The sequence below is a fragment of the Sphingomonas sp. genome, assembly GCF_965200135.1.
Lineage (GTDB): Bacteria > Pseudomonadota > Alphaproteobacteria > Sphingomonadales > Sphingomonadaceae > Sphingomonas.
On record NZ_CBDATK010000013.1, the window covers coordinates 337,745 to 359,551 of the forward strand.

Annotated in this window: 20 protein-coding genes; 8 read left to right on the forward strand and 12 right to left on the reverse strand. The window is 68.0% G+C overall.

The window, feature by feature from the left end; translation table 11 throughout:
* Positions 1-244 precede the first annotated feature (244 nt).
* Both parC and ACOFKS_RS15205 read left to right on the forward strand, forming a co-directional pair.
* Positions 245-2,503, forward strand: a complete 2,259-nt coding sequence (parC, locus tag ACOFKS_RS15200) for a DNA topoisomerase IV subunit A (RefSeq protein WP_419810097.1) — start codon at positions 245-247, stop codon at positions 2,501-2,503.
* A gap of 42 nt (positions 2,504-2,545) precedes the next feature.
* On the forward strand, positions 2,546-4,216 hold the full coding sequence (locus ACOFKS_RS15205) for a putative bifunctional diguanylate cyclase/phosphodiesterase (RefSeq protein WP_419810098.1): 1,671 nt from the start codon (positions 2,546-2,548) through the stop codon (positions 4,214-4,216).
* Here ACOFKS_RS15205 and ACOFKS_RS15210 read toward each other — a convergent pair.
* From ACOFKS_RS15210 to ACOFKS_RS15225, 4 genes are all read right to left on the reverse strand, one after another.
* Entirely contained in the window at positions 4,132-5,325 is a 1,194-nt protein-coding gene (locus tag ACOFKS_RS15210; protein ID WP_419810099.1) for a CCA tRNA nucleotidyltransferase, read from the reverse strand. The two genes, ACOFKS_RS15205 and ACOFKS_RS15210, sit on opposite strands and share 85 nt — an antisense overlap.
* Positions 5,316-5,912, reverse strand: coding sequence for a CoA pyrophosphatase (locus tag ACOFKS_RS15215; protein WP_419810176.1), 597 nt, complete (start codon positions 5,910-5,912; stop codon positions 5,316-5,318). The genes ACOFKS_RS15210 and ACOFKS_RS15215 overlap by 10 nt, the downstream gene beginning before the upstream one ends.
* Positions 5,909-6,472, reverse strand: a complete 564-nt coding sequence (locus ACOFKS_RS15220) for a DUF1285 domain-containing protein (RefSeq protein ID WP_419810100.1) — start codon at positions 6,470-6,472, stop codon at positions 5,909-5,911. The genes ACOFKS_RS15215 and ACOFKS_RS15220 overlap by 4 nt, the downstream gene beginning before the upstream one ends.
* A 116-nt stretch (positions 6,473-6,588) precedes the next feature.
* On the reverse strand, positions 6,589-7,083 hold the full coding sequence (locus tag ACOFKS_RS15225) for a GNAT family N-acetyltransferase (RefSeq protein ID WP_419810101.1): 495 nt from the start codon (positions 7,081-7,083) through the stop codon (positions 6,589-6,591).
* Positions 7,084-7,214: 131 nt separating this feature from the next.
* Here ACOFKS_RS15225 and ACOFKS_RS15230 point away from each other — a divergent pair, with 131 nt between their 5' ends.
* The gene (locus ACOFKS_RS15230) at positions 7,215-7,586 is read left to right on the forward strand and encodes a dihydroneopterin aldolase (RefSeq protein WP_419810102.1); all 372 of its coding nucleotides are present in this window, start codon (positions 7,215-7,217) and stop codon (positions 7,584-7,586) included.
* Positions 7,587-7,588: 2 nt separating this feature from the next.
* Here the strand turns inward: ACOFKS_RS15230 and ACOFKS_RS15235 are convergent, their stop codons facing one another.
* Entirely contained in the window at positions 7,589-8,437 is an 849-nt protein-coding gene (locus ACOFKS_RS15235; RefSeq protein WP_419810103.1) for a hypothetical protein, read from the reverse strand.
* Positions 8,438-8,674: 237 nt separating this feature from the next.
* Here ACOFKS_RS15235 and ACOFKS_RS15240 point away from each other — a divergent pair, with 237 nt between their 5' ends.
* The 4 genes from ACOFKS_RS15240 (at position 8,675) to ACOFKS_RS15255 (ending at position 11,278) form a co-directional block, all read left to right on the forward strand.
* On the forward strand, positions 8,675-9,343 hold the full coding sequence (locus tag ACOFKS_RS15240) for an energy transducer TonB (RefSeq protein ID WP_419810104.1): 669 nt from the start codon (positions 8,675-8,677) through the stop codon (positions 9,341-9,343).
* Positions 9,344-9,406: 63 nt separating this feature from the next.
* On the forward strand, positions 9,407-10,240 hold the full coding sequence (locus ACOFKS_RS15245) for a MotA/TolQ/ExbB proton channel family protein (protein ID WP_419810105.1): 834 nt from the start codon (positions 9,407-9,409) through the stop codon (positions 10,238-10,240).
* Positions 10,241-10,326: 86 nt separating this feature from the next.
* On the forward strand, positions 10,327-10,806 hold the full coding sequence (locus ACOFKS_RS15250; RefSeq protein ID WP_419810106.1) for an ExbD/TolR family protein: 480 nt from the start codon (positions 10,327-10,329) through the stop codon (positions 10,804-10,806).
* A 43-nt stretch (positions 10,807-10,849) separates the two neighbouring features.
* On the forward strand, positions 10,850-11,278 hold the full coding sequence (locus tag ACOFKS_RS15255; protein WP_419810107.1) for an ExbD/TolR family protein: 429 nt from the start codon (positions 10,850-10,852) through the stop codon (positions 11,276-11,278).
* A 1,404-nt stretch (positions 11,279-12,682) separates the two neighbouring features.
* Here the strand turns inward: ACOFKS_RS15255 and dcd are convergent.
* The 5 genes from dcd to ispH form a co-directional block, all read right to left on the reverse strand.
* On the reverse strand, positions 12,683-13,237 hold the full coding sequence (gene dcd / locus ACOFKS_RS15260; protein WP_419810108.1) for a dCTP deaminase: 555 nt from the start codon (positions 13,235-13,237) through the stop codon (positions 12,683-12,685).
* 195 nt (positions 13,238-13,432) lie between these two features.
* A complete protein-coding gene (rnhA, locus tag ACOFKS_RS15265; protein ID WP_419810109.1) occupies positions 13,433-13,897 on the reverse strand; it encodes a ribonuclease HI in 465 nt (154 codons plus the stop codon).
* The gene (gene thrB / locus ACOFKS_RS15270) at positions 13,894-14,844 is read right to left on the reverse strand and encodes a homoserine kinase (protein WP_419810110.1); all 951 of its coding nucleotides are present in this window, start codon (positions 14,842-14,844) and stop codon (positions 13,894-13,896) included. The genes rnhA and thrB overlap by 4 nt, the downstream gene beginning before the upstream one ends.
* Positions 14,845-15,139: 295 nt before the next feature.
* Positions 15,140-16,114 carry a hypothetical protein gene (locus ACOFKS_RS15275; protein ID WP_419810111.1) on the reverse strand — a complete coding sequence of 325 codons (975 nt, stop codon included), beginning with the start codon at positions 16,112-16,114 and terminating at the stop codon, positions 15,140-15,142.
* Between the two features lie 158 nt (positions 16,115-16,272).
* Positions 16,273-17,235, reverse strand: a complete 963-nt coding sequence (ispH, locus tag ACOFKS_RS15280) for a 4-hydroxy-3-methylbut-2-enyl diphosphate reductase (RefSeq protein ID WP_419810112.1) — start codon at positions 17,233-17,235, stop codon at positions 16,273-16,275.
* A 72-nt stretch (positions 17,236-17,307) separates the two neighbouring features.
* Here ispH and ACOFKS_RS15285 point away from each other — a divergent pair, with 72 nt between their 5' ends.
* Positions 17,308-17,955 carry a hypothetical protein gene (locus tag ACOFKS_RS15285; RefSeq protein ID WP_419810113.1) on the forward strand — a complete coding sequence of 216 codons (648 nt, stop codon included), beginning with the start codon at positions 17,308-17,310 and terminating at the stop codon, positions 17,953-17,955.
* Between the two features lie 22 nt (positions 17,956-17,977).
* Here ACOFKS_RS15285 and ACOFKS_RS15290 read toward each other — a convergent pair whose 3' ends face one another.
* A complete protein-coding gene (locus ACOFKS_RS15290) occupies positions 17,978-19,543 on the reverse strand; it encodes a tetratricopeptide repeat protein (protein WP_419810114.1) in 1,566 nt (521 codons plus the stop codon).
* A 61-nt stretch (positions 19,544-19,604) separates the two neighbouring features.
* Positions 19,605-21,773, reverse strand: coding sequence for a primosomal protein N' (locus tag ACOFKS_RS15295; protein ID WP_419810115.1), 2,169 nt, complete (start codon positions 21,771-21,773; stop codon positions 19,605-19,607).
* Between the last annotated feature and the right edge of the window lie 34 nt (positions 21,774-21,807).

A 21,807-nucleotide genomic window follows, 5' to 3' on the forward strand; every position in this document is an offset into this window, starting at 1 on the left:
GGGCGAGTCGGCGCCGTGGAATTTCACTAACCTTACGGTACGTGGGACGCGAAAACGCCGCCGCGTTTCTATGGCAAGAGCTCACGGTGCGGGAGAAAAGGCGAGGGACAGGCATGGTGGGTTCAGCGTGGCAGATTGCGGCCGTGCAGGACAGCGGTCGTCCGTCCACATTCGAAGGACTCGGGGTCGAGGCACAGGGGAACGGTTGTGGAACGATCGCTCGCTCTGCTAGCGACCGGCGCGCATGGTGACCGACACAACCGACCCGTTCGATGCGATCGTGGATGCGCCGTTCGATAGCGCGTTGAGCGAGCGCTACCTCGTCTATGCGCTGTCGACGATCACCGCGCGATCGCTGCCCGATCTGCGCGATGGGCTGAAGCCCGTGCATCGGCGGCTGTTATGGGCGATGCGGCTGCTCAAGCTCGATCCGGCGTCGGGCTACAAGAAGTGCGCTCGCGTCGTCGGCGACGTCATCGGCAAATACCATCCGCACGGCGACGCCTCGGTCTATGACGCGATGGTCCGGCTCGCGCAGGACTTCTCGCTGCGCTATCCGCTGGTCGACGGGCAGGGTAATTTCGGCAACATCGACGGCGATAATCCCGCCGCCTATCGCTACACCGAGGCACGGCTGACGCAGGTCGCGATCGACCTGATGGCGGGGCTGGACGAGAACGCGGTCGATTTCCGCGCGACCTATAACAATGAGGAAGAAGAGCCGGAGCTGTTCCCCGGCCTGTTCCCCAACCTGCTCGCCAACGGCGCGGCGGGGATCGCGGTCGGCATGGCGACCAGCATCCCGCCGCACAATGCGGCCGAGCTGCTCGATGCGGCGATGCTGCTGGTCGACGACCGCGCCGCCAACGACGCGCAGGTGCTGGCGCATGTGAAGGGACCGGATTTCCCGACTGGCGGCATCGTCGTCGATTCGCCCGCCGCGATCGCGGAAGCCTATGCCACCGGGCGCGGCTCGTTCCGCATCCGGGCGCGCTGGGGGTTCGAGCGCGAGAAGGGCGGCGGCTGGAAGATCGTCGTCACGCAAATCCCCTATGGCGTGACCAAGGGCAAGCTGATCGCGGAGATCGCCGGCCTGATCGAGGACAAGAAGCTGCCCATTCTGGGCGACGTCCGTGACGAATCGGATGCCGACATCCGCATCGTCATCGAGCCGCGCAGCCGGACGGTCGACGCCGGCATCCTGATGGATTCGCTGTTCCGGCTGACCGAGCTGGAGTCGCGGTTCAGCCTCAACCTCAACGTCCTCGACGCGCAGCGGACGCCGCGCGTGCTGTCGCTGCGCGAGACGCTGGCGCAGTGGGTCGATCATCAGTTCGTGGTGCTCAAGCGGCGCAGCGAGCATCGGTTGCAACGGATCGCCGACCGGCTGGAGCTGCTCGGCGGCTATCTGATCGCGTATCTCAACCTCGATCGCGTTATCGAGATCATCCGCACCGAGGACGAGCCCAAGCCGGTGATGATGGCCGAGTTCGACCTGTCCGACCGGCAGGCGGAGGCGATCCTCAACATGCGGCTGCGATCGTTGCGGCGGCTGGAGGAGATGGCGCTGGTCAAGGAGCGCGACCAGCTCAGCAAGGAAGCGGGTGAGCTGGAGCAGCTGTTGGCGTCGGAAACGCGGCAGAAGGCGCGGCTGAAGCGCGACATGAAGCGCTTGCGCGATCGCTATGGTCCCGACACCGTGCTGGGCAAGCGGCGGACCTTGGTCGAGGAAGCGGCGCCGGCGCGCGAGATCCCGCTGGAAGCGATGATCGAGCGCGAGCCGATCACGGTGGTGCTGTCGCAGCGCGGCTGGATCAGAGCGATGCGCGGGCATCTCGATCTCGGCTCGGCGGAAACGCTGAAGTTCAAGGAGGGCGACGGGCCGGCCTTCGCGTTCCACGCGCAGACCACCGACAAGCTGCTGCTGGCGGCGGAGAACGGCCGGTTCTTTACGCTCGCATCGGACAAGCTGCCGGGCGGGCGCGGCTTCGGCGAACCGGTGCGCGCGCTGATCGATCTGGACGGCAGCGTCGGGGTGCTGTCGCTGCTGGCCGCCAGACGCGATGCCAGGCTGCTGGTGGTGGCGTCGGACGGGCGCGGGTTCGTGGTGCCGGTCGCGGACGTGCTGGCGGAGACGCGCAAGGGCAAGACGGTGGTGACGCCGCGCAATGGGCAGAAGCTGAAGATCGTCAGGCCGGTCGGCGTCGATCACGATTATGTCGCCGCGATCGGCGACAATCGCAAGCTGCTGGTATTTCCGCTCGCCGAGCTGGCTGAGATGAGCCGCGGGCAGGGTATGCAGTTGCAGCGCTATCGCGACGGCGGGCTGTCCGACGCGATCACCTTTGCACTTGCGCGCGGGCTCAGCTGGCCGATGGGCGGTGACAGCGGGCGCATGCGGAGCGAGGCCGACATGGGGCCTTGGCGCGCGGCGCGTGGGGCGGCCGGGCGGATGCCGCCGACCGGTTTCCCGCGAGATAACCGCTTCGCAAAGCTCAATTAAATTTAAGGGTGCCGTAACCAACGCCGGCCTAGAGCCGAGCGCATGGCATCGGCTGCTTATCATATCACGCCGGAGCTGCTGGAAGCCGGGGTCGAGCTGGTGCCGGTGCCCGCCGCGCACCTGATCCGGCGCGACGAGGGCTGGCGCTTCGAGGCGATCAATCGAGCCTATCGGCTGACGGGTCTGGGCGTCGTCGCCGAGCGCTCGCAGGTGCTGCTCTCGCTGTCGGCGACGTTCGACCGGTTCATGGCCGGCGAACAGCGCAATATCGAGTTCGACTGGTCGACCGGAGAGACGATCGGCAGCCGTCACTATCGCGTCGGGCTGGGGCGGGTCGCGCTGGGCGGGCGGCGCTGCACGATCACGCTGCTCGACCAGACCGCGCGACTGGAATCGGAACGCAGCCTGCGCCGCGAGATGACCACCGACAGCCTGACCGGGCTGCTCAACCGCGAAGGCTTCGGCGACATGCTGGAGGCGGCGGCGGAGCGGGGGCGTTTTGCGGTGCTGGTGGTCGACCTGGTACGCTTCGGCCGCGTCAACGCCTGCATGGGCTCGCTGGTCGGCGACGAACTGCTGATTACCGTCGCGCGTCGCATCAAGGGCGCGTTGCGCGCGCGCGACGTACTGGCGCGGATCGGCGGCGACGAGTTCGGCGTGTTGATGACGATCGACGATGATGCCGACGAAGCGGAGGTGCTGGCCAACCGCATCTCGACGGCGTTGCAGGCCCCGTTCCGGCTCACCGATTTCGAGGTCGCGGTGGAATGCCGGATCGGCATCGCGATGGATACCGACGGCGAGCAGGACAGCGCCGAGCTGGTTCGTCACGCGCAGTTCGCGGTGAAGCGCGCCAAGGCGACCGGCCGCACGGAGACCTATCAGCCTCAGGCATTTTCGGTGGCCCGCGCGCAGTTCGCGATGGAGACCGCGCTGCGCCGCGCGATCGAAGATCGCCGGTTGCGGCTGAACTACCAGCCGATCTGCCACCTCGGCACCAACCGCATCGTCGCCTTCGAGGCGCTGGCGCGGTGGACGGACGAGGACGGGCGCGAGCACCTGCCCAACGACTTCATCCCGGTTGCGGAGGAGTCGGGGCTGATCGTGCCGCTGGGCCGCTGGGCGATCGACGAGGCGGCGCGGACGCTCGCCGCCTGGGACGCGATGGCGGGCGGGTGCTGCGAGGTGAAGCTGGCGGTCAACCTGTCGGCGATCCAGTTGCAGCGCGACACCATCGCGCCGGTGGTGCAGGCGGCGCTCGACGCGACCGGGCTGACCGGCGACCGCTTCACGCTGGAGCTGACGGAAAGTGCGATCGTCGGCGATCCGCAGCGGATCGCGGAGACGCTACAGCAGCTCAAGGCGCTGGGTACGACGCTGGCGATGGACGACTTCGGGACGGGTTATTCCAACCTCGCCTATCTCCAGCAGCTGCCGATCGACATCCTGAAGATCGACCGCAGCTTCGTGACGGGAATGTTGGCGGATCGCGACAAGGTGGCGATCGTGCGCGCGGTGCTGAGCCTGGCGCAGGCGCTGGGCAAGCAGACCACCGCGGAGGGGGTGGAGACGAACGCGCTGGCGCAGACGCTGGCGGCGCTGGGATGTACCTACGGTCAGGGCTATTACTATGCGCGACCGCTGGAGGCGGCGGACGCATTTGCGATGATCGCGGCCACCACCGTATCGGCGATCCCCTCGACCTGCGCCTGAGCGGGAAAGCCCGCTGCGATCCAGCGGTCCTCGACCTGCCGGAGCGCGGCCGCCACGGTCGGGCCGGCCAAGAGACCGCGCGCGACCAGCGCGCCGCCGCCGAGCGGCAGGCGCGGGGCGGACCAGTCGAGCAGGTCGCTCACATCGCCGTCCGTCAGAAGCGCGCGATCGACCGCGGCGTAATGGCCGTTCCGATAGGCGTCCTCGCGCGGCGGCATCGAGCGCGGCGTGGCGGCGAGGGTCAGGCGCAACCGCTGCGCCTTCGACAGGCGCAGGCGGCCGGCGACCGCTTCAGCTAGGGCCGGGTCGGCAGGCAGGAGCGCGGCGAGGCGCCGGACGGGATCGGGGGCGATGCCGGCGTCGGCTTCGGCAAGGGCGAGCGCACGCAGGCGATCGGCGCTCGCGATCTCCGGCAGCACCGGGCGGAGCACGCCGTGCGCGAGCATCAATTCCACGGTCGCCACCGCGCCGGGCGCGACCAGCAGCTTGAGCAGCTCGGCGGCGACCCGCTCGCGCGACAGCGCCATCAGGTCGTTGGCCCGCGCGACGCAGGCGGCGAGGCCGGGTTCGTCCACCGATTCGCCGAACCGCGCGTGAAAACGAAAGAAGCGCAGGATTCGGAGGTGGTCCTCGGCGATGCGGCGTAGCGGATCGCTGATGAAGCGGACGCGGCGGGCGGCAAGGTCGTCCATGCCGCCGAAGAAGTCCGTCACCGCGCCGGTCGCCGGATCGGCGTAGAGCGCGTTGATCGTGAAGTCGCGGCGCGCGGCATCCTCGTGCCAGCTATCGGTATAGGCCACGACGGCATGGCGGCCGTCGGTCGCGACGTCGCGGCGCAGCGTGGTCACCTCCACCACGGTGCCCTGCGACACGGCGGTGACGGTGCCGTGGGCGATGCCGGTGGGGATCGCCTTGATCCGCGCGTCCTCCAGCCGGCGGACGACCTCTTGCGGTTCGACCGGCGTGGCGAGGTCGATGTCGGCGACGGGTAGCCCGAGCAGCGTGTCGCGCACCGCACCGCCGACGTAGCGCGCATCTTCCAGCGCGGTCACCAGTTCGGCAAGCCCCGGCCGCTCGCGCCACGGCGAGGGCGGCAGGCTCACGACCATCTGAGCCGCCGCGACAGGTTGACGATCATCGCCGCCGTCGCGCCCCAGATGCGGCGGTCCTGCCAGCGGATTTCCCAATAGCGTCGATCGACCCCGCGCCAGACGGTGTCCTGCTCGATCTGGTTGGCGGGATCGAGCAGATGGTCGAGCGGCACCTCGAACACGGCGGCGACCTCGTGCTCGCTCGGCACGAAGACGAGGTCGGCGGGGATTGCCGCGAGGACGGGCGTGACGGTGAAGCCGGTGACGGTGCGATAGCGGTCGACGGGGCCGATCACCGTCGCGAGAGCTGGGTCGAGCCCGATCTCCTCCTCCGCCTCGCGCAGCGCGGCCTCGACGATCGTCTCGCCGGGATCGAGTCGCCCGCCGGGAAAGGCGACCTGGCCGGCGTGGCGGCGCAGCGTGTCGGCGCGCTGAGTGAGGATGACGCCGGGGCGCGGACGGTCGGTAACCGCGACCAGCACCGCCGCCGGGGTGAGCGCGTCGTCCGGCCCGGCATCGAGCCCGACCTGATCGCCGGTCAGCAGTTCGGGCGCTTCGTCATGTCCGCGCGCGAGTGCGGCGGCGAGCCGCTCGGCGAGCGTCATGCCGGTTGAAGGGGGAAGCAGGCGCCGTCGCTCCATACGCCCGGCGGGTCGTCGCCGTCCGCCAGCGCACGCTCGGCGAGATCGTAGTAGAGCGCGCGCGACACCAGCGCCTCCAGCCCGCCGCGCACATGGAGATAGGGCCGGGGCTCGTCGGCGGTGCCGGCAAAGCGCAGCGGGTGCTCCGCGCCTGCGGTGACGAGATCGCCGGTGTTGAGCCGGAAGGCGAGGCGCGCGTCGCGGCCCTCGCCCTCGGCCTTCATCTCGACCGCGGTGAACGGCGCGTCCTCGACCTCGATGTCGAGCTTCTCGACGGGGGTGACGAGGACGAAGCCGCCGTCGGGCTCGCGCCGCAGGATGGTGGAGAAGAGCCGCACCATCGCCGGACGGCCGATCGGCGACCCCTGATGAAACCAGGTGCCGTCGCGCGCAATTCGCATCTCGCTATCGCCGCAATGGGTCGGGTTCCAACGCTCGACGGGTGGGAGCTTGCGCTCCTCGACGAGCTGCGCGACCTCGGCGAGGCTCAGCGCAGATAGGTCGGGAAGAGGATCGGACGGCATGGGGGCGGAGGTAGGGTGGGGGACGGGAGGGGGCAACCGCCATCCTGAACCGACGATGCGTGGGCTGGTGAGTAGTCTTTAATCGCCTGCCGTTCCGATCCCGGCAGGACAAGGCACTAAGGGCCCAGCTCGCCTGGTCCGGCGGGCACGCGCGCGCCCCTTGCCAACAGACGGTGGCGGTCGACCGGGCCGGGGAGGCGCCATTCACCCGTGCGATCGGAAGTGAAGCCGAAGAAGCGGCCATAGTATTCCGGGTCGCCGATCAGGACGAGGCCGTCGTCCCGCCTGGAAGCGGCGGCGGCGGCGAGGGCATGATCCATCAATCGCCGACCTAGCCCCGAGCGCTGGTGTGCGGGGTCGACCGCGACGGGTCCGACCATAACCAGCGGCACCGATATGTCGCGATCCGGGACGAAGCGGACGGGCCAGCACTGGATGCTGCCGACAAGCCCGTCGCCGTCGATTGCGGCGAAGCTGAGTTCTGGGACTTCGCGGGCGTCGCCGCGCACCTTGTAGGCGGTGCGCCTGCGCCGTTCGGGTTCGAACGCACGATCGAGCAACATCTCGATCACGGCGGGGTCGACGGCGGAAAGGGGAACTAGGTTGGGCAAGGCTGGCTCGGGATTGCGGAGGGCGGGCGCTGTAGCGTCGCGGGCAGTCAGCGCAACCGCCTGCGTGGGGTGCTGGGGAGCGGGCGCAACTTCAGCATGACGAATCCGAGGCGTTGTTCTATTACCAGATCATGGACGACCGGCTGACCCTGAACGTGCGCGATCTGGAAGTGCAGGTCCTGACCGGCATCTATTCGGAGGAGACGCGGCTGCCGCAGCCACTTCGAATCTCGCTGGCGGTGGAGCTCGACTGCGCGGCATCGTTTAAGCCCGACACCAAGCTGTCGGCGTCGAAGAATTACCTCGACCTGAAACATGCGGCGACCGCCGCGCTGCCGCCGGGGGTGCACTTCACCCTGATCGAAGGGGTGGCGGACCACATCTGCGAGACGCTGTTCCTGCAGGATCGACGGGTGCGGCGCGTGACGGTCGATATCGTCAAGCTGGCGATCGCGGAGGCGGGCGAATCGATCGGCATCACGTTGGTGCGCCACCGGCGCTAGCGTCAGCGCGTCGGCCTCGTCCGGCCACACGCGCCGAGCTGGGCCAGCACGAAGCCGTAATCCGCTTGCGCCCTGGCCGCATCGTCGGGCGCCAGGTCGGCGATCGCGCGCGCGGGAAGTTGAGGCGGCAGCGTGCAGGCCAAGCGATACCAGAGCAGCGTGTCGCGCGGCGGGGGTGCGGCGGCATCGTCGACGATCTCCGACAACGCCACCGCCCAGCGCGGACGTTCGCCGGGCCGCCGGAGCACCGACAGCGAGACCGGGCGGCTGTCGGCGGTCTGCAGGAACACCTGCGTCTCGCCCTCGCCCGGCAGCGCGCCGGCGACGTGGAATGCCTGGCCGACGCCGGTGATGCGCGGCGGCGCGTCGGGGGCGAGCACCGCGCGGGCGATATCGCGAACGCGGCCGTCGATAGCGGGAGTCCAGCCGAGCTGCGCGTCCGGCGCGATCAGCTGGAGTTGGCCCGGCACGGGAACGGGGCGGGCGAACAGGAGCACGCGCGTCTTCTTCAACGGTGGCGTCCGGCCGCGCGCGTCGGTCGCGACATCGAGCAGATAGCCGATCTGCGGCGGCAGGCCGCCGGCACCGCGGATCAACGCCGTTACGTCGGCCTCGATATAAAGGCGCTCGATACCGGCGGGAACGCCGACGATGTCGGCCCCCTTCAACCGGGTCGTCGAACGGATCGTCGCGTCCGCAATTACGGGTGCCGCGAGCACCAGGTCGATCATGTCGGCGTAACTAGGTCCGGCAGGCGCGGACGCGGCAGCGGTCGGGACGACGATTTGCGCCCCGCCCGCTGGCGAAAGGGCAAGCACGGCGAAGGTCGACAGCAGAAAACGTGGCGTCATGGCGGCGTCGGTATCGCCTTTCGGCTGAACCGCCAAGGAACGACTTGGGCGTCGAGGCAATGGCTGGTTCGGTCGGGAGTCTCGCAGGTGTAACCGGAAAGCGTTTGCGTGCGGCCCACGGCGGCGATACACGAATCGGGTTTGCCGGGATACAACATCCCAGCCGACCGTTTTCATGCCACGGGCTCCACCCCCGTTCGACACGGAGGCGAGCGTTCCAAGGAGATCAAGAGCCGCATGGCATACGCTGATCGTGACACAACCGGCAGCCGCATGGTGGCGATCTTCGTCGTCTGCCTGATTGTCGCGGGAGTCGGTTACGCATTCGTGACCGGACTCGCGATGGACTTCGCGAAGAAGGTTAACAAGAACCTCAACGTGTTCGACGTCGCGCCGCCGCCGCCGCCGCCGCCGCCCGAGGAGCCGCCACCCCCGCCGCCGGAGCAGAACCTGCCGCCGCCGCCCGTGGTGTCGCCGCCGCCGATCGTTCAGACGAACAATCCGCCGCCGGTCATCATCAACACGGTGCCGACGCCGCCGCCGGTCTACATTCCGACGCCGACCGCCCCGCCACCGTCTCCGCCCGCACCCGTGATTGCGCCGCGCGTTTCGCAAGCGGCCGGTCTGAAGGGTGATCCCGGTCGCTTCTTCGGGCCCGACGCTTATCCGCCGGCGGCACAGCGCGCCGGAGCACAGGGTCGCGTCGTCGCGAGACTGACCGTGGGTGTCGATGGCCGGGTCACTGGTTGCACTGTCTCCGCGTCGAGCGGCAATTCCGACCTTGACGACACCACGTGCCGAATCGCCCGAAGCAGGGTTCGATTCTCGCCGGCCAAGGACGATAGCGGCAACGCGATGACGTCGAGTTACACTCTGCCGGTCCGTTGGGTTCTCCCGCAAGACTAGCCTGCTGTTCAAACCGGCAGGCTCCGGCCCGCCACCAACTTTTGCTGAAGGACCGACCCTATCATGCCCATCACCTTCCTCTCCGCTGCGGGCAACGCAGCCAGCGCCGCCGCCGCCGAGCAGTACGGCCTCGTCCCCGCGCTCAAGGCCGGCGGCGCGATCTCGTGGACGACGTTTGGTATCCTGGTGTTGTTTCTAGTCGTTTCGTTGTACATTCTCTTCACCAAGCTGTTCGAGCAGCAGAAGATTCGCGGCCAGGCGAAGCGCGTCCGGCAGGGCTTCTGGAACTCGGCTAACCTGCGCGAGGGCGCGGCCAAGCTGGAGAAGAACTCCGCCTACCGCCAGATCGTCGATGACGGACTCGCGGCGCAGGAGCAGCACGGCAAGCTGACCGATCCGGTCGAGGCGCATGATTGGCTGCACGGTTCGCTGGCTCGTTCGGAAGCGTCGATCAACTCGCAGCTCAATGCGGGCCTGGCGTTCCTCGGCACCGTCGGCGCGACCGCGCCGTTCATCGGGCTGTTCGGCACTGTGGTGGGTATCTACCGCGCCCTGCTCAGCATCGGCGCGGCGGGTCAGGCATCGATCGACAAGGTGGCAGGTCCGGTCGGTGAGGCGCTCATCATGACCGCGCTCGGCCTGGTCGTCGCGGTGCCGGCAGTGCTCAGCTACAACTGGCTGCAGCGTCGCAACAAGTCGATCCAGGAGGACCTCTCGGCCTTTTCGAACGACGTGCTGGGCTTCCTCGCTTCTAATGGCGCGGTGAAGCCGACGATCCGCACCGCCGCTCCTGCGACCGCGACTGGCTCCAACAAGCCTGCCGCCGCTGCGCCGGCGCGCGCCACCAGCGGTTCGTCGACGTTCGGCGCCACGGGCAGCACGCCGAACAACAGCTAAGCGACTGGCCCGGTGTCGCCGGTCGCGGCACCGGGCTGATATGGCGGAGGCTCGCTCCTGCCGAACCAGAGTAAGGTGATTTTGCAATGGCAATGAGCGTTGGCGGCGACAACGATACGACAATGTCGGACATCAACACGACGCCGCTCGTGGACGTGATGCTGGTGCTGCTGATCATCTTTCTGATCGCGGTGCCGGTCGTGGTCCAGTCGGTGAAGCTGAAGCTTCCCGACGTACGCTTCGATCCGACCACGACGAAGCCGGAGAACGTCTCGCTATCCGTGCTGCAGGGCTCGGACGGACAGTGCGCGGTATTCTGGGGCCAGACCCGCGTCGGCCATGACGAGCTGCTCTCTCGTGCGGTCGCCAAGCTGAGGGCCGAGATTGCGCGGCAGGGTGGCGTCGGCAACCCCGATCTCGAGTTGCCGGAGGCGCACATCCGCGCCGACGTTAATGTGCCGTGGAACTGCGTAGGCGGGGCGATCTACAACATGCAGATGGCCGGCTTCGCCAAGGTCGGGTTCATTTCCGAGCCGACCGCCGTGGAAAACTCGCCGCGCCTGTAACGGCGGCCGGCTTACAGCAATCGTATTCAGGAGTTAGTTCGTCATGGCCATGAGCAGCGGCAAAGACGATGGCGAGCCGATGATGGATCTCAACATGACGCCGTTGATCGACGTTCTGTTGGTGCTCATCATCATGTTCATCATCACCATCCCGGTTCAGACCCACGCGGTGAAGGTGGATTTGCCGGTCCAGAATCCCAATCAGCCCAAGCCGCCTGTCGACCCGCAGAAGAACAAGATTGCGATCGACGCCGCCGGGACCGTGACGTGGAACGGCGTCCCAGTGAACGAGCCGACGCTGGCGAGTTATCTCGATCAGAGCGCTCAGCTCAATCCCGAGCCGGAGCTGCACTTCCAGCCGGACGCAAACGCGCGTTACGAGATCGTCGACAAGACGCTGGCGATCGTCAAGCGCTCCGCGATCACAAAGCTCGGATTCATCGGCAACGAGCAGTATTACAATCGTTTTTGATCCGGTCGTATCGAGTGGCGGAAATGGGCGGTCCCTCGGGGCTGCCCTTTTTTGTTGAGACAGATGCGCTGTCCGCACCGCTGCGGGAAGTGACTGGAGCTCTCCTGTGAGCGAAGGACGATGCTCGACGATCCTGAGCATGGCAGTAGCTGCCCGGCATGAAACTCGCGTGCCAGTACATCGCACCGCTCAAGCGTACCGTTGCATTTTGAGGCGCGCTGGAGATGCCGGCCAAGGACGATTGTCGCTGCCTATTCGTGATCGGCTGGCGTCCGCACGTATGCGGCCCCTTGAGTTTGATTGGTTCTCTATCGGAAATGGCGGCGTTCTCAGCCGGTCGGTGCCGGCGTGTCGAGACCGCCTCGATGTGTATAGGTCGATCGACTGCGATAGACGCAACCATGCTTCGACTCGCGGTCTGACACGGATTGAAACGAGCCGGTCGCCACCACCGCGTGCCTTCCTGATCTCCGCGCGAAGCGGTCGGCGTTCATCTTTTGCAGGAACTCGCCGACTTCAGGCCGATCGGCTCCGTTGAGCTTACGGTGGCGGCGAAGCGCGGAGGAGGAGCAGCGCTTCTATGCAGTAAGTCTCCATCCCGCATAGCTGAAGGCCGGAAGCCGACGACCTCACGCGGCTGACGCCTCTACATCGATGTCAAAGGGGTCGTCCGTTCGCGGCCGAACGGTCGCGCGATATCGGTTCAATGATCCGACTGGCTAATGGAGTGAAACAACGTGTCGACGTCGACGTGCGGCAGGGTTGCCCGCTGCGGCCGCCTGACGAGGATCGATACTCTCCGCTGCCCTTGGCGACCGCTACGGATGAGGATCGCACGGCCAAGGTGATTGATAACCCGAGCGATCGACCGCGTCGCTGCTCGTCAGAATGCTGCCGCCGACGTCGACCGCTAAGATCACGCCGGTCCACGGATCGGCACCGGCACGGAAAACATCGTGCCGCCGCAGCGGATGATCGCCGACCGCTGGCCGCGGCTATGACTGGCACGAAGTTTTGATCGGAGGCGGTGGCCGGGCGGGCCCCTTATGCTGGTCCCCTCCGTGCGCCGGCGGCATCTTGGGTCTACGACGTTGGCGATGACCTGGCGTCCTGAAGAGTGGTGGGCGAGTGCGGTCGTCGAGTCTCATTTCAATTCACGCGACGTGGGCGGCGCGAGGCTGGCCGCGAGAAGCTAGGCGCGGGGGCGACGCTCGCGAGCATTGGTGAAGGAGCGGTGCGGCGCCCGTCCGGGTGAAGACTTCGATTCTTGGCGGAGCTTCGCAGCGGTTAAGGCCACGATTGCGGCGGCAGTGACGAGCTTGCGGTTCTTGTCTCGCAAGTCCCTGCGCGCCGAGGCGGACAGTCTGGTACGTCCCTGTCACAATGACGTTGGGTCAGCACGGCCTAAAGCCGAGGCAACGTCACACCGCGCTGGCCCATATACTTGCCGGCACGGTCGGCATAGCTGATCTCGCAGGGCTCGTTCCCTTGCAGGAACAGGAACTGGCACGCGCCTTCGTTCGCATAGACCTTCGCCGGCAGCGGGGTCGTGTTGGAGAATTCCAGCGTGACGTGGCCTTCCCAACCGGGTTCGAGCGGGGTTACATTCACGATGATCCCACACCGCGCATAGGTGGACTTACCCAGGCAAATGACGAGCACGTCACGGGGCACACGAAAATACTCGACGGTGCGAGCGAGCGCGAACGAGTTGGGCGGGATGATGCAACAATCGGTCTTGCGATCGACGAAGCTGTTCTGCGCGAAATCCTTGGGATCGACGGTCGCGGAATCCACGTTGGTGAAGATCTTGAACTCGTCCGCGACGCGCGCGTCGTAGCCGTAGGAGGAGAGGCCATAGGAGATGCAGCCTTCGCGCCGCTGCGCTTCGACGAAGGGCTCGATCATCGCGTCGGCAAGCGCGCGCTCGCGGATCCAGCGGTCGGATTGAATGGCCATGCCGCGCGTGATGCGGTCAAAGCGTGGGCGGGGCAAGCGGGATGGCGCTGATACGGTCCGGAGCGCGTAGGCACGGCGGTTCTCTGGCGGCGGTGGGTGAAGCGAGGCAGCGGTGCCGCCGCCATCCCACGGGTGTCGTCCACGAGGCCCTTGTTTCCCGATCGGCCCGCTCGCGGGGCAGGAAGCAGGGAATAACTAAGACGCCGCCGCTTTCGCCGCGGCGCTGGCGAGCTTGTCGACGCGCTCGTTGTCGGGATGGCCGGCATGGCCCTTCACCCACAGCCATTCGATGCGATGGCGCGCGCTCGCCTCGATCAGCGCCTGCCACAGCTCGGCGTTCTTGACCGGCTTGCGATCGGCCGTCCGCCAGCCGTTCCTGCGCCAGCCATGAATCCACTTGGTCAGCCCGTCCATGACATAGCGGCTGTCGGTCGACAGCTTCACGCGGCACGGGCGCTTCAGCGCGTTCAGCCCCTCGATCGCGGCGGTCAGTTCCATGCGGTTGTTGGTGGTGTCGCGTGCGCCGCCCGACAACTCCTTCTCGCGCGTACCCGAACGGATCAGCGCGCCCCAGCCGCCGGGGCCGGGATTGCCCTTGCAGGCGCCGTCGGTGGCGATCTCGACGAAGGGGAGCTCCCCCTCCAACTCTGCGTCGCTCATGCGATCAGCTCCGGCGCGTAGACCGCGAGGCGGCGCCAATAGGCGAGCGGATCCTTGCGCGTCACCATCGCGTCGGCGGGCGTGTTGAGCCAGTCCCACGCACGCGACAGCGTGAAGCGCAGGCAGGCGCCCGCCGCCAGCGTTGGGAACGCCTTGCGTTCGTAGCCGCTCAGCGCCGATCCCTCGCCATAGCCCGCGAGCAGCGCGTCGCCGACGCCCGAGTCGTAATGCGTGCCGGTGACGTCGAAGCTCCACGCAGTGTGCGCGACGGCCAGATCGTAGGCGCGCAGGTCGGTGCAGGCGAAATAGAAGTCGATCAGCCCCGTCACCTCGTCGCCGCGCATCAGCACGTTGTCGGGGAAAAGGTCGGCATGGACGATCGTGCGCTGGCCGTAGCGGTCGGGCCAGGCGGCGAGCACGACGTCGAGCGCATGGCCGATCGCGTCGTGGAGGCCGGGCTGGATGCGGTCGAGGCTGCGTCCGCAGCACTCGAACAGCGGTCGCCAGTGGCCCGCGCCCATCGAATTCTCGCGCTGGAGCGGGAAGCCGATCACGGCGCGGTGCAGGTCGCTCATCGCACGCCCGACCCCGCGTGCCTGCGCCACGGTCGGCTGTGAGACGGACACGCCGGGCAGGAACTGGATGAGGCAGGCAGGGCGGCCCTCCAGCTGCTGAATCGCGACGCCGGCGCGGTCCTTGATCGCGGGCGGCACGGCCAGCCCGCGCGCGGCGAGGTGATCGAGCAGTGCCAGGAAGAAGGGCAGGTCATTCGCATCCGTGCGCTTCTCGTAGAGCGTCAGGAAGTAACGGCCACCCGTCGTGTCGATCATGTAATTGGAGTTTTCCACACCTTCGGCGATGCCCTTCGCCGACACCAGCTCGCCGACATCGTAGCGGGCGAGGAAGCGCGCGAGCGATTCGGCGGACACATGGGTGTAGACGGCCATCAGCGGGCCTGCCGAACGATGTCGAAGATCACTGAGAATACGCAACGGTTCCGACGAACCGCCGATGCGAGGCGATGAGCGGAGACGCGGTGGCGACAGGGCAGGTCGATCGGCATCCCGGCGCGCTTAGCGAGGGGTGGGCGTGTAGGACAGGGTTCGTTTGGCTCTGACGGCGCGAAGCTCGCGTTTGCCGCCTTGTCGCTATCGATCAGACGAGCGCCATCCCGTCGCGGCCTCGCTCATGCACATCGCCGACGACGGCAAGCGTCCGCGACGCGTGGCCGGACGAACGAGGCTATCGGCCGCTGGCTTGTTCCGCGACACTCAGGTCCGCAACGACCGTGTCGCCTGCCCGATAGGTCCCGACGAATACGTCGTAACGTCCGCTTGCCGGCGCGCCGAAGCGGACCAGGGGATTGTTGCCGTCGCCACCGTCATCGTCGCAATACCAGCGGCCATCCGGGCCGTTGATGACCAGCATGGTGTCTGCGTCCGATCGCACGGTGAAGATCAACGGTAGCGCGCTGCCGACCTTTCCGCCGGTCGCCTGCGCTTGATACACGACCTTGTAGTCCGGTCGGGCACCGACGAAGCCGGTGCATTGCTGGCTGACGATGCGCGCATCGATATCGCCACCCGCCCGGACCCTGACCTGTCGGGCGCCGCCGAACCCGGTCGCCAGCGTGACCGAGCCGTTATAGGACGGCGTGTCAGGATTTGGCCGCGTGCCAGCCGAGCCGGCGCTCGCGGCGACGGTGCCGCCACCGTTGAAGATGGCCGCCGAGGGAACCGAGCTGGTAAGCTCCGAAATCCGGAGCTGCGCGCGGGCGTTGCCACCGGAATCATATGTTCCGACAAAGATCGAATACCCGCCGCCGCGCGGATTGTTGAACCGGATCGCGGGATTGCTCCCCTCACCGCTGTCGTCGTCGCAGTACCAGGCACCGTCGGGCGCCCTGATCGCCAGCATCGTGTCGCTATCCGAGACCACGGAAAAGATCAGCGGCAGCGAGCCGGAGCGCGGCTGATAGGTGATCTTGTAGTCCGGCTGATCGGCGATGAAGCCGGTGCACTGCGTGCCGACCGTTCGGGCTCGGTTGACGCCCCCTGCGCGGACCTCGACGACGCGCGGATCGGACGGGAAGCCTGCCTGCAACGCCGCCTCGCCGTTGAGAGAAGCGGCGTTCGGATCGGGATCGAGGGCACTCGCGGCTGTCGAACAGGGCAGAGCGGTAACGAGTGTGGCAGCGGCAAGAACGCGAAACGACATGCAATGACCCTCTGTTTCGTGAGGCCATTGCGAGCGACGAGAAGCGTGACCATCCCGGATTGTATGGTGGCCCCCGTGCAGGCGCCGTTTCGGGGTCACGCCACGAGGGAAGTATCGATCTCGGCTCGACGGCGGCCGCGAGGCCCGATCCTTTTCCCTTACGCCGCCTCCAATTCGCGCGGCAACTTGAAGGCGATCGTTTCGCGGGTCGTCTCGACCTCGCGTTCGGTCAGGTCGAAGCGTTCGCCCAGCCGTGCGACGAGTTCGCGGACCAGCAGCTCCGGGGCGGACGCGCCGGCGGTGATGCCGAGCACGGCGACGCCGTCCAGGAACGCCCAATCGAGTTCGGCGGCGCGCTGAATCAGCCGTGCGGGCGTGCCTTCGCGGACCGCCACCTCGACCAGGCGCAGCGAGTTGGAGGAGTTCGGCGCGCCGATCACCAGCATCGCGTCGCACCGCGCGGCGATCGCCTTGACCGCCGCCTGGCGGTTGGAGGTAGCGTAGCAGATGTCCTCGCCTTTGGGGGCCTGGATCGACGGGAAGCGGCGCAGAAGCACGGCGACCACCGCCGCCGTGTCGTCGACCGACAGGGTCGTCTGCGTCAGGAAGGCGACGTTGTCGGGATCGGCGGCCACCAGCGCCTCCGCGTCGGCGACCGTTTCGACCAGCGTCATCGAGCCCGCGGGCACCTGACCGAAGGTGCCGATCACCTCCGGATGACCGGCATGGCCGATAAAGACGATGTGCCGCCCGGCCGCGACCAGCCGCTCCGCCTGGCGATGGACCTTGCTGACCAGCGGGCAGGTCGCGTCGAGATAGGCGAGGCCGCGATCCTGCGCCGCCGCCGGCACCGATTTGGGCACGCCATGCGCGGAAAACACCACGGGCGCGCCGTCGGGCACCGTATCCAGCTCCTCGACGAACACCGCGCCCTGCGCCTTCAGGCCGTCGACGACGAACTTGTTATGGACGATCTCGTGCCGGACATAGACGGGTGCGCCGTGCTTCTCGATGGCGAGTTCGACGATGCGGATGGCACGGTCGACGCCGGCGCAGAAGCCGCGTGGGGCGGCGATCAGCAGTTCGAGCGCGGGTTTGGCGGGAAGATCGGTCACAGGCATCCACCTACGCCATTGCTTGCGCGCGCGAAAGGCGGTTCCTATGGCGCTGCCATGGTCAAGGAGTGCAGTAGCGTGGGCGTAAAGGCATTCGGGACGGCCCTGGTCGGATTGGGGCTGGTCGGCCTGGCGGGGTGCGCCGGGCGAGGCGAGCTGGACGAGACGGGCGGCGTCACCGCCGTGCGCTCGGCCTGCCCGACCGTGGCGGTGCCGGCGGGAACGGGCGACGTGACGCTGTTCGATCCGGCGACCAGCCAGGACGCGAGCGCGATCGACATGACGGCGGTGCTGACCAACGTCCGGTCGACGTGCAACGACGCGGGCGAGCAGATCGGCACGGCGGTGACCTTCGACATCGACGCGCGGCGGATGCGGACGACGGGGCCGCGTGACGTCGACCTGCGCTATTTCATCACGGTGGTGCGCGGCGGCAGCGCGGTGGTGGCGAAGCGCATCGGCACGGTGCGGGTCCACTTCGACGCGGGTCAGGGCCGGGCGGTGACACGCGGCCAGGCGTCGGCCACGGTGTCGCGCGCGGCAGCGACACTGCCCGCCGACATCCGCGCGCAGCTCACCCGGCGCCGCAAGGCCGGCGAGGAGGACGCGGCGACCGACCCGCTGACGCAGCCGCAGGTCCGCCAGGCGGTACTGCGCGCGAGCTTCGAGGCGCTGGTGGGGTTTCAGCTGACCGATGTGCAGCTGCGGTACAACGCGACGCGGTAAGGTCCGCGCAGCGCTTGCAGCCTTACGTCTGTCCGCGTGCCTTCTTGCGTGCTTCCTCCGCCTTGTCTTCCAGCTTCTCGATGACCGCAAGTGCGCTTTCGGCGTTGCCGGCGTCGATCGCCGCCAGGATGTCGGCAGCTTCCTTGCTACGGCCATCACCGCTGTAGGCTACGGGCGCGAAGGCGATGCGTGCCTGCGCCACCTTGCCTTGGCGCAGCAGTATCTTCGTGGCGTCTATCCGTGCACCCTCATAATGTGGTGCCAGCGCATAGGCGTAGAGCGCCCCGCCCTCGGCACCGGCGGTGGGAGCTTGATGCGCGCGCCCGAAGCTGTCGTAGAAGTGAAGCAGCGGATCGGCATCTTCCGTGTCCGCGCGATTGGCGGCGATGTACCAGCGCCGAACCGCCGCCCAGATCGCGGCATCCGTCTTGCCGGTGTCTACCGCAAGCTCCTCCAGCGCCATGCCCTTATAGATTAGCGCGTGGACCGACTTCGGATCGGCGGCGAGCGCACGATCGCAAGCGGCGATGACGCGGGCATAGCCGGCGGCCGAGTCGGCCGGGCGACCTAGTCCGGCGGCGTCGAACTCGGCCTCCGCCAGCTCGTTCTGGACGGCGGAATCGTTCGGGAACTGCGTCGCGATTCGCCGCGCCAGCGACACGACCTCCGGTGCCGTCTGCCGGTTCACGCCCGAGCGCGAGCGAATCAGCGCCGGCATCACCGTCGCCTCTCCCGGCGTCAGCCGGCGGACATCGACGGTGCCGATCGTCAGGTCACTCATCGGAATGGTGATCGACTGGAAGGTCGGTTGGCGGACATAGCTGTCAAGCTTCAGGTCCGAGACGCCGCCCAGCAGCGGTGCCGCTTGCTCGATCGTCTTGCCCGAGTTGATCGCGGCGATATAGGTCGCCAGTTGCCGTCGCCGATCGGCATTCATGGTCATATAGTGGGTGAGCAGCCAGCCGCGGCCATACAGCGCCTCGCTCTGCAGGTCTTCCAGTCGACCGGGCACCGCGCGCAGCAGCGCCGAGACGGGCATCTGGTTGCGGAACGTGTCGACTCCATACTGACGGTAGGCCGGTGGCGCGCCGAAGATGATGCCGTCGGGGCGGATCATGGCGGTGGCGTGGAATTCAGCCGCGCCTTCGGTGTACCAGGCCGGCAGCGCGGCGTCGGACCACGTCGTCAGCATCCAGTGGTGGGTATATTCGTGGAACATCACCGCCTGTGCCGTGAAGCCGTGCGTGCTGCCGCCGCCTGTGTTGCGCGGCATGACCACGACCGGCGTGACCTGCGGCACCCAAAATCCCGCCGCACGCGGACGCAGCCGCTGCACGTCGTCGACGGACGGAACGACATAGACGACCACACGTCCGGCCTTGCCGCGATCCGGATCGCGGAGGTCGTTATGCAGAACGCGGATCGCCTTGTCGAACCGCTCCAGCCGCTCGGTATATCGCTTCACGTTGTCCAGGCTGTCGTCCGAGTAGACGACGAAATGCTTGGAACTCGCCTCATACCACTCCGCCTGCGCGGCGGTGGTGGCGAGGAGCGTGGCGGCCGTGGCGGCAAGCAGGCGGCGGAACATGCGGCAATCCCCCATTATTTTGCCGCAAGCTAACGCGGACAAGGCAGGTGCCGCAAGGCCCCTACAAGAAGCTGTAGGGGTCGACGTCGACCGTCACCCGCACCCTGGCGGGCCAGTCCACGCCGCCGAGCCAGTCGCGGATCACGTCCTGCACGTCGAGCGCGCGTCTGGCGTGGACCAGCAGGCGGAAGCGGTGGCGACCGCGCAGCATCGCGAGCGGCGCGGGGGCGGGGCCGTAGGCGTGCATGCCGTCCACCTCCGGCGCGGCGCGGCCGATCGCCCGTGCCGTCTCGTGCGCGGTGGCCTGATCCTCCGACGACACGACGATCGCGGCATAGCGGCCGAAGGGCGGCGCGCCGGCTTCCGCCCGCGCGTCGGTTTCGGCGGCGTAGAAGGCGGCGGCGTCGCCGGTGACGAGCGCCTGCATCACCGCCGCCTTGGGCGAGTGGGTCTGGATGAAGACGCGGCCCGGTTTCTCGCCACGTCCGGCCCGCCCCGAGACCTGGCGGATCTGCTGGAACGTGCGCTCCGCCGCGCGCAGGTCGCCGCCTTCCAGCCCCAGGTCGGCATCGACGCAGCCGACCAGCGTCAGGTTGGGGAAGTGATAGCCCTTGGTGACGAGCTGCGTGCCCACCACCACGTCGATGTCGCCGGCCTCCATCCGCGCTACAAATTCGGCTGCCCTGGCGGGCGACCAGATCGTGTCGGAGGTCACCACCGCGACCTTCGCCTCGGGCATCAACGCGGCGACCTCGTCGGCGATCCGCTCGACGCCGGGACCGCAGGCGACCAGCGTGTCCTCCTCCTTGCATTCGGGGCAGACGCGCGGGGTCGGTTCGGCATGGCCGCAATGGTGGCAGGCGAGGCGGCGGATCAGCCGGTGCTCGACCATCCACGCGGTGCAGTTGGGACACTGGAAACGATGCCCGCAGGTCCGGCACAGCGTCAGCGGCGCATAGCCACGACGGTTGAGGAACAGCAGCGCCTGTTCGCCACGCGCGCGCGTCTCGATCATCGCCTTGACCAGGCGGGGGCTCAGCCAGCGGCCGCGTTCCGGCGGCTCGGCGATCAGGTCGATCGCCTCGATATGCGGCATCTGCGCCGCGCCGTGACGCTCGGGCAATTGCAGCTCGGCATAGCGACCCAGCGCCACCTGATGGCGGGTCTCGATCGCCGGCGTGGCGGAGGCGAGGACGATCGCGCAGCCTTCGAATTTGCCGCGCATTACCGCGACATCGCGGGCGTGGTAGTGGACGCCCTCCTCCTGCTTGAACGAGGTCTCGTGCGCCTCGTCGACGACGATCACCCCGAGATCGGCATAGGGCAGGAACAGTGCCGAGCGCGCACCGACGACGACGCGCGCCTCGCCGGCCGCGATCGCGCGCCAGGCCCGGCGGCGCTGGGTCGAGCGCAGCCCGGAGTGCCAGGCGACGGGCTCGCAGCCGAAGCGGGCGTGGAAGCGCTGAAGAAAGGGTTCGGTCAGCGCGATCTCGGGCAGCAGGACCAGCGCTTGCCGGCCGTCGCGCAGCGCCTGCGCCACGGCCTCGAAATATACCTCGGTCTTGCCCGAGCCGGTGACGCCGTCCAGCAGGGTCGGCTGGAACGTGCGTGCGGCGACGTCGGCGGCGAGTGTGGCGGCGGCGGCGTGTTGATCCGCCGACAGTTCGGGCGGGGCGTGGTCGGGATCGGGGACGGGGTAGGGACTGTCGATGTCGACCTCGACCGCCTCCAGCGCGCCGCACTTCACCAGCCCCCGGACGACGCCGTCCGACACGCCGGCGATCGTGGCGAGCTCGCGGATCAGCCCCTGACGGTCGCCGATCCGCGCCAGCGCCTGTTCGCGTTGCGGCGTGAGGCGCTCGGGCGCGGTGCCGGTGGCGCGGTATTCGATCGCCAGCCGCGCGCCCTCCAGCGCGCTGGTCGAGGCGAGCGTCATCCGCAACACGGCGGCGGGTGGTGCCAAATAATAGGCAGCGGTCCACTCGATCAGGCGGCGCAGGGGCTCGCGGATCGGCGGCACGTCGGCGGCGGCGAGCAGCGGGCGCAGGCGGTTGTCGCCGACCTCCGCGTCCGACGGCATCCGCTCGGGTTCCCAGACGCAGCCGAGCAATTGGCGCGGGCCGAGCGGCGCGACGATCACGGAGCCGGGCTCGACCGTCATGCCGTGGGGGACGCGGTAGTCGAGCGGCCCGAGTGCGGCATTGAGGAGGACGACGCGGGCGCGGGACATGGAGGGCATATGGAGTCTGCCCCGCGTCGCGTCA

Bases quoted from the DNA above. Each gene is read 5' to 3' on its own strand.
- parC (WP_419810097.1), top strand. From the start codon at position 245: ATGGTGACCGACACAACCGACCCGTTCGATGCGATCGTGGATGCGCCG.
- ACOFKS_RS15205 (WP_419810098.1), top strand. From the start codon at position 2,546: ATGGCATCGGCTGCTTATCATATCACGCCGGAGCTGCTGGAAGCCGGG.
- ACOFKS_RS15210 (WP_419810099.1), bottom strand. From the start codon at position 5,325: ATGGTCGTGAGCCTGCCGCCCTCGCCGTGGCGCGAGCGGCCGGGGCTT.
- ACOFKS_RS15215 (WP_419810176.1), bottom strand. From the start codon at position 5,912: ATGACGCTCGCCGAGCGGCTCGCCGCCGCACTCGCGCGCGGACATGAC.
- ACOFKS_RS15220 (WP_419810100.1), bottom strand. From the start codon at position 6,472: ATGCCGTCCGATCCTCTTCCCGACCTATCTGCGCTGAGCCTCGCCGAG.
- ACOFKS_RS15230 (WP_419810102.1), top strand. From the start codon at position 7,215: ATGGACGACCGGCTGACCCTGAACGTGCGCGATCTGGAAGTGCAGGTC.
- ACOFKS_RS15235 (WP_419810103.1), bottom strand. From the start codon at position 8,437: ATGACGCCACGTTTTCTGCTGTCGACCTTCGCCGTGCTTGCCCTTTCG.
- ACOFKS_RS15240 (WP_419810104.1), top strand. From the start codon at position 8,675: ATGGCATACGCTGATCGTGACACAACCGGCAGCCGCATGGTGGCGATC.
- ACOFKS_RS15245 (WP_419810105.1), top strand. From the start codon at position 9,407: ATGCCCATCACCTTCCTCTCCGCTGCGGGCAACGCAGCCAGCGCCGCC.
- ACOFKS_RS15250 (WP_419810106.1), top strand. From the start codon at position 10,327: ATGGCAATGAGCGTTGGCGGCGACAACGATACGACAATGTCGGACATC.
- ACOFKS_RS15255 (WP_419810107.1), top strand. From the start codon at position 10,850: ATGGCCATGAGCAGCGGCAAAGACGATGGCGAGCCGATGATGGATCTC.
- dcd (WP_419810108.1), bottom strand. From the start codon at position 13,237: ATGGCCATTCAATCCGACCGCTGGATCCGCGAGCGCGCGCTTGCCGAC.
- rnhA (WP_419810109.1), bottom strand. From the start codon at position 13,897: ATGAGCGACGCAGAGTTGGAGGGGGAGCTCCCCTTCGTCGAGATCGCC.
- thrB (WP_419810110.1), bottom strand. From the start codon at position 14,844: ATGGCCGTCTACACCCATGTGTCCGCCGAATCGCTCGCGCGCTTCCTC.
- ACOFKS_RS15275 (WP_419810111.1), bottom strand. From the start codon at position 16,114: ATGTCGTTTCGCGTTCTTGCCGCTGCCACACTCGTTACCGCTCTGCCC.
- ispH (WP_419810112.1), bottom strand. From the start codon at position 17,235: ATGCCTGTGACCGATCTTCCCGCCAAACCCGCGCTCGAACTGCTGATC.
- ACOFKS_RS15290 (WP_419810114.1), bottom strand. From the start codon at position 19,543: ATGTTCCGCCGCCTGCTTGCCGCCACGGCCGCCACGCTCCTCGCCACC.
- ACOFKS_RS15295 (WP_419810115.1), bottom strand. From the start codon at position 21,773: ATGTCCCGCGCCCGCGTCGTCCTCCTCAATGCCGCACTCGGGCCGCTC.